Raw genomic sequence first — 14315 nt, forward strand, 5'->3', positions numbered from 1 at the left:
GGGAGGACCATCTCCCAAGGCTAAATACTACCTAGTGACCGATAGTGAACCAGTACCGTGAGGGAAAGGTGAAAAGCACCCCGGAAGGGGAGTGAAAGAGATCCTGAAACCGTGTGCCTACAAGTAGTTAGAGCCCGTTAATGGGTGATAGCGTGCCTTTTGTAGAATGAACCGGCGAGTTACGATTACGTGCGAGGTTAAGCTTTAGAAGGCGGAGCCGCAGCGAAAGCGAGTCTGAATAGGGCGAATTAGTACGTGGTCGTAGACCCGAAACCAGGTGATCTACCCATGTCCAGGGTGAAGGTGAGGTAACACTTACTGGAGGCCCGAACCCACGCACGTTGAAAAGTGCGGGGATGAGGTGTGGGTAGCGGAGAAATTCCAATCGAACTTGGAGATAGCTGGTTCTCTCCGAAATAGCTTTAGGGCTAGCCTCGTGATGAGAATACTGGAGGTAGAGCACTGTTTGGACTAGGGGGCCATCCCGGTTTACCGAATTCAGACAAACTCCGAATGCCAGATATTTATACACGGGAGTCAGACTGCGAGTGATAAGATCCGTAGTCAAAAGGGAAACAGCCCAGACCACCAGCTAAGGTCCCAAAGTAATCGTTAAGTGGAAAAGGATGTGGCGTTGCACAGACAACCAGGATGTTGGCTTAGAAGCAGCCATCATTTAAAGAGTGCGTAATAGCTCACTGGTCGAGTGACGCTGCGCCGAAAATGTATCGGGGCTAAACGATTCACCGAAGCTGTGGATTGACATCTACGATGTCAGTGGTAGGAGAGCGTTCTAAGTGCGTTGAAGTCAGATCGGAAGGACTGGTGGAGCGCTTAGAAGTGAGAATGCCGGTATGAGTAGCGAAAGACGGGTGAGAATCCCGTCCACCGTATGACTAAGGTTTCCTGAGGAAGGCTCGTCCGCTCAGGGTTAGTCGGGACCTAAGCCGAGGCCGATAGGCGTAGGCGATGGACAACAGGTTGATATTCCTGTACCACCTCCTCACCGTTTGAGAAATGGGGGGACGCAGTAGGATAGGGTAAGCGCGCTGTTGGTTATGCGCGTCCAAGCAGTAAGGCGTGTGTGTAGGCAAATCCGCACACTGTAACGTTGAGCTGTGATGGCGAGTCCGTATGGACGAAGTTCCTGATTTCACACTGCCAAGAAAAGCCTCTATCGAGGTGAGAGGTGCCCGTACCGCAAACCGACACAGGTAGTCGAGGAGAGAATCCTAAGGTGTGCGAGAGAACTCTCGTTAAGGAACTCGGCAAAATGACCCCGTAACTTCGGGAGAAGGGGTGCTCTTGAGCGTGCAAGCGCATGAGAGCCGCAGTGAATAGGCCCAGGCGACTGTTTAGCAAAAACACAGGTCTCTGCAAAACCGTAAGGTGACGTATAGGGGCTGACGCCTGCCCGGTGCTGGAAGGTTAAGAGGAGTGGTTAGCGCAAGCGAAGCTGCGAATTGAAGCCCCAGTAAACGGCGGCCGTAACTATAACGGTCCTAAGGTAGCGAAATTCCTTGTCGGGTAAGTTCCGACCCGCACGAAAGGCGTAACGATCTGGGCACTGTCTCAACGAGAGACTCGGTGAAATTATAGTACCTGTGAAGATGCAGGTTACCCGCGACAGGACGGAAAGACCCCGTGGAGCTTTACTGTAGCCTGATATTGAATTTTGGTACAACTTGTACAGGATAGGTAGGAGCCAGAGATCTCGGAGCGCCAGCTTCGAAGGAGGCGTCGGTGGGATACTACCCTGGTTGTATTGAAATTCTAACCCATGCCCCTTAGCGGGGCAGGAGACAGTGTCAGGCGGACAGTTTGACTGGGGCGGTCGCCTCCTAAAAGGTAACGGAGGCGCCCAAAGGTTCCCTCAGAATGGTTGGAAATCATTCGTAGAGTGTAAAGGCACAAGGGAGCTTGACTGCGAGACCTACAAGTCGAGCAGGGTCGAAAGACGGGCTTAGTGATCCGGTGGTTCCGCATGGAAGGGCCATCGCTCAACGGATAAAAGCTACCCCGGGGATAACAGGCTTATCTCCCCCAAGAGTCCACATCGACGGGGAGGTTTGGCACCTCGATGTCGGCTCATCGCATCCTGGGGCTGTAGTCGGTCCCAAGGGTTGGGCTGTTCGCCCATTAAAGCGGTACGCGAGCTGGGTTCAGAACGTCGTGAGACAGTTCGGTCCCTATCCGTCGTGGGCGTAGGAAATTTGAGAGGAGCTGTCCTTAGTACGAGAGGACCGGGATGGACACACCGCTGGTGTACCAGTTGTCTTGCCAAAGGCATCGCTGGGTAGCTATGTGTGGACGGGATAAGTGCTGAAAGCATCTAAGCATGAAGCCCCCCTCAAGATGAGATTTCCCATTACGCAAGTAAGTAAGATCCCTCAAAGACGATGAGGTAGATAGGTTCGAGGTGGAAGTGTGGTGACACATGGAGCTGACGAATACTAATCGATCGAGGACTTAACCAAAATGTTTGAAACATTCAATGCACTGTTTATCCAGTTTTGAAAGAACAATTCTTTCAAGGGTTTCAAGATACGAGTAGTTCGAGGAAGCGATGAAGAGAGGGAAGGAGCGTACTCAAGTACGTGACTGACTTAGCGACAGAAGCTGACGAAGAAATACGATGTATATTGAAAGCCGACAATAGTCTAGTGATGATGGCAAAGAGGTCACACCCGTTCCCATACCGAACACGGAAGTTAAGCTCTTTAGCGCCGATGGTAGTTGGGGGCTTCCCCCTGTGAGAGTAGGACGTCGCTAGGCACCTTAAAAAGTCGAGGATTTATTCCTCGGCTTTTTTTTTGCAGTTTTTTAGTAAATGTTAACCCAAACGATACTATTATGGCTCCTGCCAATTTATGTAGTCTTCAGGCGATGAATGTGGGGGCGTAACACGTAAGGAGTAGATGAATTTTTACTTTACTCAAATTTTTAGCGGTAATAACCACAATTCACAATTTGTTCAATGAAAACGTTTAGAATTTGAACAGTTTGTGAAGACCTTCACATTAGGCTTTATTTTTTTAAAAAAAGGAGTAGAATAGGAATCAGTAAGAAGTTGTTATAAAACAGTTTATCAAAAGTATCACATTTTTAGTGGTTGTTATAATACAAAAACGTATATTTGAAGGGAGATTTTACAATGTGGGTTATTACAGTATTTGAGAAAAAGGACGTTCGTATTTTTGAATACACAAATAAAAATGAAGCAACAAAAGCTTTAGGCGGATTTAAGAAAAACGCAATTTTATCTTTCACAAAATAAGCTAACAAAAAAAACTCGTAACCATGACAAATTTGGTTACGGGTTTTTATTATGGTGAAAATGATTAAGAGATCTATGAAAACGTTGTGGCTCTTTAAATGAGGGTGATTTCCGTTCCAGGCTACTCGCTTTGTTGTTGCTGACGCTTCGCTTTCGCACAGATAAAACATTTGCTGCCGCTACGCTTTCGCACAAAGTAGAGCTTCCTGTTGGCGAGCGTCGAGCCACTTCCTCCGCTGTTGTTCTTGCTTTCGCTACGTTAGCACTACGCTTTCGCACTGAAAACATCTGATCGGTGCAGGGTCTCTCTTCTGTCTCGCTTACCCACGGGAGTCGAGTAGCCTTCCACTCCAATCAGTCCAATCAGCAATAGCGAAGAATTTTTATTAATTTATCCGCATAACAGAGCGGTAAGAACCCCACATTCCAATGAAGCCCAACACAGGCGTAATTAGGCCACTATGCTTAAAATAATTTTTAATGCCAATACATAGCATTTACTTGCTCTTTATTTTAAAGCGTATTATAATAAAGTTGTAAGTGGGACATAATTTTATATAGTGGGACAAAAAGTAACCCACAACTATTAAAAAGGGAGTAGGTTAATATGTTATCTGTACCTGAGGCACAGCAAAGGCTACTTCCAGAAATGTATCCGCTTCTACAATCGAGATATCGTATTTTGCAAACAGTTCAGCTTATGCAGCCAATTGGGCGTCGAACACTTGCAGATTCACTTAAAATGACCGAACGAGAAATTCGTAAAGAAACGGATATTTTACGTGAGCAAGGGTTATTAGATTCTCAAAAGTCGGGTATGGTATGTACAGACGAAGGTGAAGAAGTTATTGATAAGCTACGAGCACTAGTTTATGAATGGTCTGGTCTGACACAGTTAGCTAAATTACTGGAAAACCATTTTGGCTTACAGCATGTAATTGTTGTTCCAGGTGATTACAACGAAGACGATACGATATTAACATTGCTTGGAAAAGAGGCAGCACAACAATTTATGGCAACTAGCTTTGATGGTCAAACAGTAGCTGTTACAGGTGGAAAGTCGGTTGCATCACTTGCGCAATTTTTACATCCAACTGATACACACAACATCACATTTGTTGCTGCTCGTGGTGGAATTGGACATGAAATGCAAATGCAAGCCAATACACTTGTCTCAACATTTGCCATGCAAATGAATGCGCAGTATCGCACTTTGTTTTTACCGGAGCATTTAAGTGAGCAGGCTTATCAAGCAATGTTAACAGAGCCAATGGTAACTGAAATGATGAATTATTATGATCATGCAGATTGTGTCATCCACGGTATTGGCTCGGCAGAGGAAATGGCTGTTCGTCGAAATTCATCGCCTGAAGATTTACGGATACTCGAAGAAAAGGGTGCAGTTAGTGAAGCATTTGGCTATTATTTCAATGCAGAAGGTGAAATTGTACATCGAATTCGAACAATCGGTATTCAGTTTGAGCAAGTTCAAAGAAGTAAGCAAGTTATAGCAGTTGCTGCTGGTAAACAAAAAGTGAAGGCAATGCTATCGTACTTTAAGGTAGCGCCAAAGCAAACCATTTTTATAACGGATGAGGTAGCCGCAAAAGCGATCGCTGAAGGTTTACCATCTTTATAGATGACAATGGAACTCGTATTTAAGCGGGTGTTAAAAACCCTTGAATGAGAATAAAGCCAATTGCGGATATTATATATGTCCGAGGCAAAAATAAATTATTTAAACAATATTGGAGGAATTGACAATGGCATTAAAATTAGCGATTAACGGATTTGGACGTATTGGACGATTAGTATTTCGTGAAGCTATGAAACACGATGAAATCGAAGTGGTTGCAGTAAATGATCTAACAGATGCAGGTCAACTTGCACACTTATTAACTTATGATTCAGTACACGGTATCTACGATGCTGATGTTTATGCAGAAGGCGATTCTTTCGTAGTAAATGGAAAGAAAATTAACGTGTATGCAGAAAAAGATCCTGCTAATTTACCTTGGGGTGAACTAGGTGTTGATGTAGTACTTGAATGTACAGGTAGATTCCGTTCAATGGAAGAAGTAGGGAAACATGTTCAAGCAGGTGCAAAAAAAGCTATCCTTTCCGCTCCAGCGAAGGGCGAAATGCCAACGTTTGTAATGGGCGTTAACCATGAAGATTATAACCCTGAAACAGATGATGTTATTTCAAACGCTTCTTGTACAACAAACTGTCTAGCGCCAGTTGCAAAAATACTTGATGAAAAATTTGGTATTGAACGTGGTATGATGACGACAATTCACTCATATACAAACGATCAACGTATCCTTGACTTCCCGCACTCTGATCCACGTCGCGCACGTGCTGGTGCAGTGTCAATGATTCCAACAACAACAGGGGCAGCAGTAGCAGTTTCAAAAGTATTACCTCAATTAAAAGGCAAATTAGACGGCTTCTCTATGCGTGTACCAACACCAAACGTGTCATGTGTTGACTTAGTAGTGGAGCTAAAATCAGAAGTAACAAAAGAATCCATTAATGCTGCATTAAAAGAAGCTTCAGAAAAAGAGCTTAAAGATATTTTAGGATACAACGAGCTACCATTAGTGTCAATTGACTACAATGGTAACCATAACTCTTCAACTGTAGATGGTCTTTCTACAATGGTATTAGAAAATAGTATGGTAAAAGTTCTAGCATGGTATGATAACGAAATTGGTTACTCTACTCGTTTAATGGACTTAGCTTTATATATCGCAGAAAAAGGATTTAACAATAAATAAGTGTCATAATTCGATAACTAAAGTAAAAAGTGTGACATAATACTGCTTTTTGCGCACAAAAAGTATAGCCTTTATAATATCTAACAGATATAATATACAAGGGTAATGGAGTAAGGGAAATTTACCCTTACTCCTTTTTTATACGTAATATAAGATCGACGTGCAGGTTATGCAATTGCAAGACATAGAACGTTACTTTTGCTACTATAAAGGCAAGTAAAGGGTACTCTCCATAATATGGGGTGATGTCCGTTCCGACTGGGCGACTCCTTGAGTACATATTTTAACAAATGCCATGTCTAACTTTTGGTGATAAGTCAGAAAAAGAGTATTTCATTAAAGGTTTGGATGATACTAGCTGAAAAGGCTTGTTATAACTTTATGTGTTGATGGAACAATAAAACAGTTACGTGAATGATGTGAGGAGCCAAGATGGGTGAATCCAGGAATTTCATGACTAAAACTTTGAAGGGGGTTTCTTCATGTTAAATAAAAAGACGATGAAAGATATTGATGTAAAAGGGAAGCGCGTATTTGTACGTGTTGATTTTAATGTACCGATGGCAGATGGTGCAATTACTGACGAAACTCGTATCCGAGCAGCAATCCCGACAATTGAATATTTAGTGGAGCAAGGTGCCAAAGTCATTTTAGCCTCTCATTTAGGACGTCCAAAGGGTGAAGTAAAAGAGGATATGCGCTTAACTGCAGTAGGTGTACGTTTAGCGGAATTAATGGGTAAGCCTGTTACTAAATTAGATGAGTCAATTGGTAATAAAGTAGAAGAAGCTGTTGCAAACATGCAAAATGGTGACATGATGTTACTTGAAAATGTTCGCTTCCACGCTGGTGAAGAGAAAAATGATGCTGCATTAGCAGAGCAATTTGCAAAATTAGCGGACGTTTACGTTAATGATGCGTTCGGCGCAGCTCACCGTGCTCACGCGTCAACTGAAGGAATTGCTAAGCATGTACCTGCAGTATCTGGTTTCCTTATGCAAAAGGAATTAGATGTGCTAGGTAAAGCGTTATCTAAGCCTGAGCATCCATTTACAGCCATTATCGGTGGTGCCAAAGTAAAAGACAAAATTGGCGTAATTGAAAGTTTATTAGAAAAAGTAGATCACTTAATTATCGGTGGCGGTTTATCATTCACATTCATTAAAGCGCAAGGCTATGATATCGGTAAATCTTTATTAGAGGAAGATAAAATCGACTTAGCAAAATCCTTTATTGAAAAGGCAAAGGCAAAAGGCGTGCAATTACATATGCCAATCGATGCAGTTGTCGCAAACGAATTTTCAAAAGATGCTGAAACACAAATTGTTGATGTAGACGCTATTCCAGCAGATTGGATGGGCTTAGATATTGGTCCGAAAACAGCTGCTAAGTATGCAGAGGTTATTAAAGAATCTAAATTAATCATTTGGAATGGACCAATGGGTGTCTTTGAAATGGATAAATTTGCTAATGGTACAAAAACTGTAGCTGAAGCTATGGCAACAACAACTGGTTATACAGTAATCGGTGGCGGGGATTCTGCAGCAGCAGTAGAAAAATTTGAAGTTGCCGATAAAATGGACCATATTTCTACAGGTGGCGGTGCATCACTTGAGTTGATGGAAGGGAAAGAACTTCCGGGAATTGTGGCATTAAACGATAAGTAAAACGGAATAAAAAATATAGGAGGCAAAAACAATGCGTAAACCAATTATTGCAGGTAACTGGAAAATGTATAAAACATTTGAAGAGGCTATTCAGTTTGTCGATGCAGTACAGGACAAAATTCCTTCAAACGATAAAGTAGACGCTGTTGTTTGTGCACCAGCACTTTACCTACCTACGCTTGTGCAAGTTGCGAGTGAATCTGAGTTAGCCATTGGTGCACAAACGATGCACTATGAAAACGAAGGTGCATTTACTGGAGAAGTTAGTCCAGCTCAGTTAGCAAGTGTGGAAGTAGACTATGTTATTTTAGGACATTCTGAACGACGTGAATATTATAACGAGACAGATGAAGCCATCAATAAAAAGGTTGCTGCAGCACTTGCACATAATATCGTACCAATTATTTGCTGTGGAGAAACGCTTGAGGAACGTGAAGCGGGAACTACTGAGCAAAAGGTTGCTCATCAAATTACAGCTGCACTTGCTGGATTTGGGGCACAAGAAGTAGAGCATATGGTAATCGCCTACGAGCCTATTTGGGCAATTGGTACAGGTAAAACAGCTACAGCAGAAGATGCTAACCAAGTATGCGGTGCAATTCGCGCAGTCATTAAGGAATTATATAATGCTGAAACAGCCGCTGCTGTACGTATTCAATATGGTGGTAGCGTAAAACCTGAAAACATTCAGGAATTATTATCAAAAGAGCATATCGATGGCGCTTTAGTTGGCGGTGCAAGCTTACAACCAGACTCATATTTAAAATTATTGGAGGCGGCAGCAAATGCCTAAAAAGCCAGTAGCATTAATTATTTTAGACGGCTTTGCATTCCGCGATGAAACGTTCGGAAATGCAGTAGCTCAGGCAAACAAACCTAATTTCGATCGTTTTTGGAATGAGTTCCCGCACTCAACATTAACGGCAGCAGGTGAAGCGGTAGGGTTACCCGATGGTCAAATGGGGAACTCTGAAGTTGGACACCTGAATATCGGTGCTGGACGTATTGTCTATCAAAGCTTAACACGCTTAAACAAATCAATTCGTGAAGGAGATTTCTTTACGAATCAAGCATTCTTGGATGCAATGGCACATGTGAAAGCACATCAATCTAAGCTTCATATTATGGGCTTACTATCAGATGGTGGCGTACATAGTCACTATGAGCATATGTTTGCACTATTAAAGCTTGCAAAGCAACAAGGCTTAGACAAAGTCTTTGTACATGGTTTCTTAGATGGTCGTGATGTTGGACCGACAACAGCTTTAGACTATATTAAAGAAACTGAAAAACAAATGGAGGAAACTGGCGTAGGTCAATTCGCTTCCATTCATGGTCGTTATTACGCGATGGATCGTGATAAACGTTGGGATCGTGTAGCTCTTACGTACAATGTACTAGTTGATGGTGTTGGACAAACAGCCGATAGTGCAACAAGTGGTGTAGCTGAATCATATGAACGTGATGTAACAGATGAGTTTATTATTCCATTTAGCGTTCAAGAGCATGGTGAAGCAGTGGCAACGATTGACGATAATGACGCAGTTATTTTCTTCAATTTCCGCCCTGACCGTGCAATTCAACTATCTAAAGTGTTTACAAATGATGAATTTGATGGCTTTGCAATATCAGCTAAACATCCAAAGAATATAAAATTTGTATCCTTCACACATTACAGTGATGAAGTAAATGCACAAGTTGCGTATGAAAGCGACAACTTGAAAAATACGATTGGTGAAGTGTTAGCTACTAATGGTAAAACACAGCTTCGTATTGCAGAAACAGAAAAGTATCCGCATGTTACATTCTTTATGAGTGGTGGTCGTGAGGATAAATTTGCCGGTGAAGAACGTATTTTAATTGCATCACCAAAGGTTGCAACATACGATTTAAAACCTGAAATGAGTGCTTATGAGGTAACAGAAGCATTGCTTGCAGAGATTGCGGCCGATAAATTTGATGGCATTATTCTTAATTTCGCTAACCCTGACATGGTGGGGCATAGTGGAATGTTAGAGCCAACAATCAAGGCCATTGAAACAGTCGATGAATGTCTTGGGAAAGTAGTAGATGCACTCCTTGCAAAAGGTGGCACAGCTATTATTACAGCTGACCATGGGAACTCTGATGAAGTACTTACTTTAGAAGGGGCTCCGATGACAGCTCATACAACAAATCCTGTTCCAGTAATTGTGACAAAACCAAATTTAATGTTAAGAAATGGTGGCATTTTAGCCGATTTGGCGCCAACCATGTTAGAATTATTAGAGGTGTCACAACCTTCTGAAATGACAGGTCAATCATTAATTGAAAAAGAGGAGAATTAATTATGCCATTTATTACACAGATTTATGCGCGCGAAGTTTTAGACTCACGTGGGAACCCAACAGTAGAAGTTGAAGTATTTACAGAATCAGGCGCTTTTGGACGCTCTATCGTACCATCAGGTGCATCTACAGGTGAATATGAGGCAGTAGAATTACGCGATGGTGACAAATCACGTTACCTAGGCAAAGGTGTATTAAAAGCAGTTGAAAATGTAAACACAATTATTGCTCAAGAGCTAGAAGGTAACTACTCAGTTCTTGATCAAGTAGTCATCGACAAAGCTTTAATCGAGCTAGATGGCACAGAAAACAAAGGTAAGTTAGGTGCCAACGCTATTTTAGGTGTATCAATGGCAGTTGCACATGCTGCGGCAGATTATTTAGATGTACCTCTTTATCAATATCTTGGTGGATTTAACGCAAAACAACTACCAGTACCAATGATGAACATCATAAATGGTGGTGCTCACGCTGATAACAACGTAGACATTCAAGAATTCATGGTAATGCCTGTAGGAGCAGAATCATTCCGTCATGCATTACGTATGGGTGCTGAAATCTTCCACAACTTAAAAGCAGTACTTAAAGCGAAAGGCTATAATACAGCTGTAGGTGATGAAGGTGGTTTTGCACCAAACCTTGGTTCTAACGAAGAAGCAATTACTGTAATTTTAGAAGCAATCGAAAAAGCTGGCTATAAACCAGGTGAAGAAGTGAAACTTGCAATGGACGTTGCTTCATCTGAATTATTCAATAAAGAAGATGGCAAATATCACTTAGAGGGTGAAGGTGTTGTCAAAACTTCTGAAGAAATGGTTGACTGGTACGAAGAGTTAACTGCTAAATACCCAATCATCTCAATTGAAGATGGCTTAGACGAAAACGACTGGGCAGGACACAAATTATTAACAGACCGCATTGGCGCTCGCGTACAATTAGTAGGCGACGATCTATTCGTAACAAATACGAAAAAATTAGCGGCTGGTATTGAGCAAGGTGTTGGTAATGCAATCCTTATCAAAGTTAACCAAATCGGTACGTTAACAGAAACATTTGAAGCGATTGAAATGGCAAAACGCGCAGGTTACACAGCAGTTATCTCACACCGTTCTGGTGAATCTGAGGATGCAACAATTGCTGATATCGCAGTTGCTACAAACGCTGGCCAAATTAAAACAGGTGCTCCATCACGTACAGACCGCGTAGCTAAATACAACCAACTTCTTCGAATCGAAGATCAACTTGGTTCAACAGCTGAGTATCTTGGTTTAAACTCATTCTATAATTTAAAATAAGCTATCCCTTGAATGAAAAATGGCTTGAACTATGTCATACATTTAAGTGAATTTAGCAATACTTATGTATTGTTTCAACCTCTGATTTATGAGTGTGATAAACACTTGTAGATTGGAGGTTTTTTCGTGCTTATTCAAGATTTGTTGAAAGAATTTACATTCGTGAACTTTGGTTATGCACCATTAGCATGACTGAAACAATCGAGAGTGGAGGCGGTTAAATATATTTCCATTGAACTTAATCTGTTATTATTAAACTAATTACATAAAATAAACCAAATTGCATAATTACATACAAATTATAAGTGAGGTTTAATAATATGCAGAGAAAAACAAAATCGGCAATCATTATCATTGCAGTATTAGCCATCATCGCTGGAGCTTATGCTTACACTCAATTCACAAATCAAATAGAAAAACCTACTCCCGAAAAAGAAAAAGCAACTGTTGAACATGGGGGAGTAACGCTTGAAAATAAAATTGTTACAAAAGAAGAATTGCTTTATCCTGACAACTTAATAGAACATAAAGTGAACGAAGCCATTCATAGTATGTCTCACCAAAAAGTTGAAGCTAAAGTAAAATGGGGTCACACGCAAATAACACAGGCCAAAGTTGACCGATTGTTGAAAATTTCCAAAGAAAGCAATTATAAATTTAAAGAACTTTACATTGAGATATTGGAAAGATGGTCGAAAGGTGATTTTTCTCATGCTGTAGAAGATCATAACGCAATTTGGGAGATGCAAGGAGGCGACGAGTCAAGAAATTCAGGGAAAGCAATTCGTTTGTTGACTCAAGCTGAAGAGCAAGCTTATATTGAAAACAATTTAACATATGACTTATATGATAAATAGCACTCAGTAATGACACCATTTTTTATTTGTCCGCCACCGAGTACAAACGCAAGCTTTCGGAATCTCATATTAAAATAAGCTATTCTTTAGTAGCTTCACTAGTATCGCCTCAAAAGTATTTATTTACTTTAGGGGCGATTTTTAGTTGCTTAGGAGGGGTATTGAGAGTAGCTTTTGGGTCCCTAAGAAAACCGCTCAGGCAGGATAAAAATCCGGCTCTTAATGCCCTTGAAATGGGGTTAAATCAATTAGATTCATTATGAATTTTTAGTTTTAATAAATATACAACATGGACATCATCTATCATTTTTTTTACTTCATTCTCGTCCTGCAAGTCATATGTTCGTAAAGAGTTTCCTTTTGATTCACTGTAGACACCCAATACATAAGTTTCATTTAATTTTAATTTAACTGTTTCATCTCCAAATGCATAATACCATCCACTAACACTATTTTCAGTGGAAGGAATTTTGCCGATTTTTTGAGGAGTTGATTTCATACCCGGCCCATAAAGAAAGGCAAAAGATTCATCATCAGTATTGAGTATCCCAAATCCTATATGACCTTTTTCTACTTCGGTTGGACTTTGCCCATAGGATAGTTTAGTTAATGAATTAGAATCCAACTTTCCATCTTTGTAACGTTCAACCCAAAGATCAACCCAATTTTCATCGGCATTATTTAATTTGAAATTGTAGTCGAATAAGATGCCTAAATTTAAATCTTTGAAAGTATTAGCATATTTAGAATCAGTGTTAGTTGAAATAGTCGCTAATTCTGTGTCTTCTTTTTGATCAGTACAACCTGAAAGAAATAACAAGAATAATGTTGATAGGATACTAAAAATAAAATACTTATTTCTCAAACAAATACCTCCATTTTTAATGAATTTACCGCATTTAACAAAAATGGTGACTATCTTATAGATTATTATACGGCAAATATTGTAAAAAATAGTGTAATTCTTTTAATGGAATGAATACACATGTTGCGATTATTTGGATGAGCTCGAGAGATTGGATTTACTCTTTTCTCAGTATGAGAGCTATGCAAGTGCAGTTGTTAGTCCGTTATTGTATATTAAATTCATAAGTGAAGCATAAGTTACAAAAAAGCTTAGGCAGTGGAGAATAAAATGCTGAAAGGAAAGGGAATTACGATGACAATTATTGAAACAGAACGACTTACCCTTCGCCTACAAACAACAGATGATGCGAGTTTTATACTTGAGCTAATGAATGAACCTTCATGGCTAGAGTTCATTGGTGATCGCGGTGTGAGAACCGTAGAGGATGCGCATGAATATATAGTGAATGGAGCGATTCGCACATATGAACAATTTGGCTTTTGTTTTTATTTAGTTGAAAGAAAAGAAGATCAAAGCCCGATAGGAATTTGTGGTTTTGTTAAAAGAGAGTCGCTAGAAGATATGGATATAGGCTTCGCTTTTCTTCCTAAGTATTGGGGAAAAGGATACGCCTATGAAGCAGCATCAGCGACATTAGCATACGGTTTAAATACACTAGGTCTAAATCGTATAGTAGCCATCACAACTCAAGAAAATCACGCTTCAGCCAAACTACTCGAAAAAATAGGTTTGAAGTTTGAAAGAGTAGTCCAATTTTCCAATGATGCAGAAAAGCTTAGACTGTTTTCGTTTGATAAATGAACAGAGTAGGGAGCGGGGGCATTAATTTTAATATGGAGGAAGCTATTGCAATATACAGTTGATGCAACAACATAGAGTGAATACGTAGGCATATAAATAAAGAATTAAGTATTAATCCCATAACGCGAGGAACGAAAAGCGTCACATTCTGTGATAACGCCTTCGTGACCAACATCGTGCTGTTGCCGCTGCCGCTTCGCTTTCGCGCAGATAAAACCCTTTTGCTGTCGCTGCGCTTTCGCACAAACAAAACCAAAACCCTATGCTGCCGCTACGTTGCACTCACACTTTCGCGCAAAAGACATCTGTTGGCCCGAGACCCTGCAGCGAAGCGGAGCGGCTCATCGGACGCAGCCAGGACGCCCAGTCGGAACGGAAATCAACCTCCTCGTTTTGCCGAAGAGACGTACTTTAAACAATATATGAAACCTTTATTTCTTTTT

10 protein-coding genes and 2 rRNA genes are annotated in these 14315 nt (G+C 40.8%); 11 read left to right on the forward strand and 1 reads right to left on the reverse strand.

Annotation, left to right across the window (positions count from 1 at the left end):
- The 10 genes from ABE34_RS14185 to ABE34_RS14225 form a co-directional block, all read left to right on the forward strand.
- Positions 1 to 2477: ribosomal RNA gene (locus ABE34_RS14185) — 23S ribosomal RNA — on the forward strand; the annotation flags it as partial.
- 182 nt (positions 2478 to 2659) lie between these two features.
- A 5S ribosomal RNA gene (rrf, locus tag ABE34_RS14190) occupies positions 2660 to 2775 on the forward strand.
- 379 nt (positions 2776 to 3154) lie between these two features.
- Complete coding sequence (locus tag ABE34_RS25455; protein ID WP_263297453.1) at positions 3155 to 3277, forward strand: hypothetical protein; 123 nt, start codon at positions 3155 to 3157, stop codon at positions 3275 to 3277.
- Between the two features lie 607 nt (positions 3278 to 3884).
- Positions 3885 to 4916 carry a sugar-binding transcriptional regulator gene (locus ABE34_RS14195; RefSeq protein WP_197143192.1) on the forward strand — a complete coding sequence of 344 codons (1032 nt, stop codon included), beginning with the start codon at positions 3885 to 3887 and terminating at the stop codon, positions 4914 to 4916.
- A 124-nt stretch (positions 4917 to 5040) separates the two neighbouring features.
- Positions 5041 to 6057, forward strand: coding sequence for a type I glyceraldehyde-3-phosphate dehydrogenase (gene gap / locus ABE34_RS14200; RefSeq protein ID WP_197143193.1), 1017 nt, complete (start codon positions 5041 to 5043; stop codon positions 6055 to 6057).
- Positions 6058 to 6539: 482 nt separating this feature from the next.
- Entirely contained in the window at positions 6540 to 7724 is a 1185-nt protein-coding gene (locus tag ABE34_RS14205) for a phosphoglycerate kinase (protein WP_197143194.1), read from the forward strand.
- Positions 7725 to 7755: 31 nt separating this feature from the next.
- Complete coding sequence (tpiA, locus tag ABE34_RS14210; protein ID WP_197143195.1) at positions 7756 to 8517, forward strand: triose-phosphate isomerase; 762 nt, start codon at positions 7756 to 7758, stop codon at positions 8515 to 8517.
- Positions 8510 to 10051: a 2,3-bisphosphoglycerate-independent phosphoglycerate mutase gene (gene gpmI / locus ABE34_RS14215; RefSeq protein WP_197143196.1), complete on the forward strand. Its 1542-nt coding sequence runs from the start codon at positions 8510 to 8512 to the stop codon at positions 10049 to 10051. Before tpiA ends, gpmI begins: the two co-directional genes overlap by 8 nt.
- A gap of 2 nt (positions 10052 to 10053) precedes the next feature.
- On the forward strand, positions 10054 to 11346 hold the full coding sequence (gene eno / locus ABE34_RS14220) for a phosphopyruvate hydratase (protein WP_197143197.1): 1293 nt from the start codon (positions 10054 to 10056) through the stop codon (positions 11344 to 11346).
- Positions 11347 to 11666: 320 nt separating this feature from the next.
- The gene (locus tag ABE34_RS14225; RefSeq protein WP_197143198.1) at positions 11667 to 12203 is read left to right on the forward strand and encodes a DUF6241 domain-containing protein; all 537 of its coding nucleotides are present in this window, start codon (positions 11667 to 11669) and stop codon (positions 12201 to 12203) included.
- A 244-nt stretch (positions 12204 to 12447) separates the two neighbouring features.
- On the opposite strand, the gene ABE34_RS14230 is transcribed toward ABE34_RS14225, so the two are convergent.
- Positions 12448 to 13068: a hypothetical protein gene (locus ABE34_RS14230; RefSeq protein WP_197143199.1), complete on the reverse strand. Its 621-nt coding sequence runs from the start codon at positions 13066 to 13068 to the stop codon at positions 12448 to 12450.
- 294 nt (positions 13069 to 13362) lie between these two features.
- On the opposite strand from ABE34_RS14230, the gene ABE34_RS14235 reads away from it, so the two are divergent.
- A complete protein-coding gene (locus ABE34_RS14235) occupies positions 13363 to 13872 on the forward strand; it encodes a GNAT family N-acetyltransferase (protein WP_197143234.1) in 510 nt (169 codons plus the stop codon).
- Positions 13873 to 14315: the final 443 nt, after the last annotated feature.

It is taken from the genome of Lysinibacillus sphaericus (assembly GCF_015844675.1).
Lineage (GTDB): Bacteria > Bacillota > Bacilli > Bacillales_A > Planococcaceae > Lysinibacillus > Lysinibacillus sphaericus_E.

What these genes read in the sequence shown, in the direction of transcription:
- ABE34_RS14235 (WP_197143234.1), top strand. Translation starts at nt 13,363, where the DNA reads ATGACAATTATTGAAACAGAACGACTTACCCTTCGCCTACAAACAACA.
- gap (WP_197143193.1), top strand. Translation starts at nt 5,041, where the DNA reads ATGGCATTAAAATTAGCGATTAACGGATTTGGACGTATTGGACGATTA.
- tpiA (WP_197143195.1), top strand. Translation starts at nt 7,756, where the DNA reads ATGCGTAAACCAATTATTGCAGGTAACTGGAAAATGTATAAAACATTT.
- ABE34_RS25455 (WP_263297453.1), top strand. Translation starts at nt 3,155, where the DNA reads ATGTGGGTTATTACAGTATTTGAGAAAAAGGACGTTCGTATTTTTGAA.
- gpmI (WP_197143196.1), top strand. Translation starts at nt 8,510, where the DNA reads ATGCCTAAAAAGCCAGTAGCATTAATTATTTTAGACGGCTTTGCATTC.
- eno (WP_197143197.1), top strand. Translation starts at nt 10,054, where the DNA reads ATGCCATTTATTACACAGATTTATGCGCGCGAAGTTTTAGACTCACGT.
- ABE34_RS14205 (WP_197143194.1), top strand. Translation starts at nt 6,540, where the DNA reads ATGTTAAATAAAAAGACGATGAAAGATATTGATGTAAAAGGGAAGCGC.
- ABE34_RS14195 (WP_197143192.1), top strand. Translation starts at nt 3,885, where the DNA reads ATGTTATCTGTACCTGAGGCACAGCAAAGGCTACTTCCAGAAATGTAT.
- ABE34_RS14225 (WP_197143198.1), top strand. Translation starts at nt 11,667, where the DNA reads ATGCAGAGAAAAACAAAATCGGCAATCATTATCATTGCAGTATTAGCC.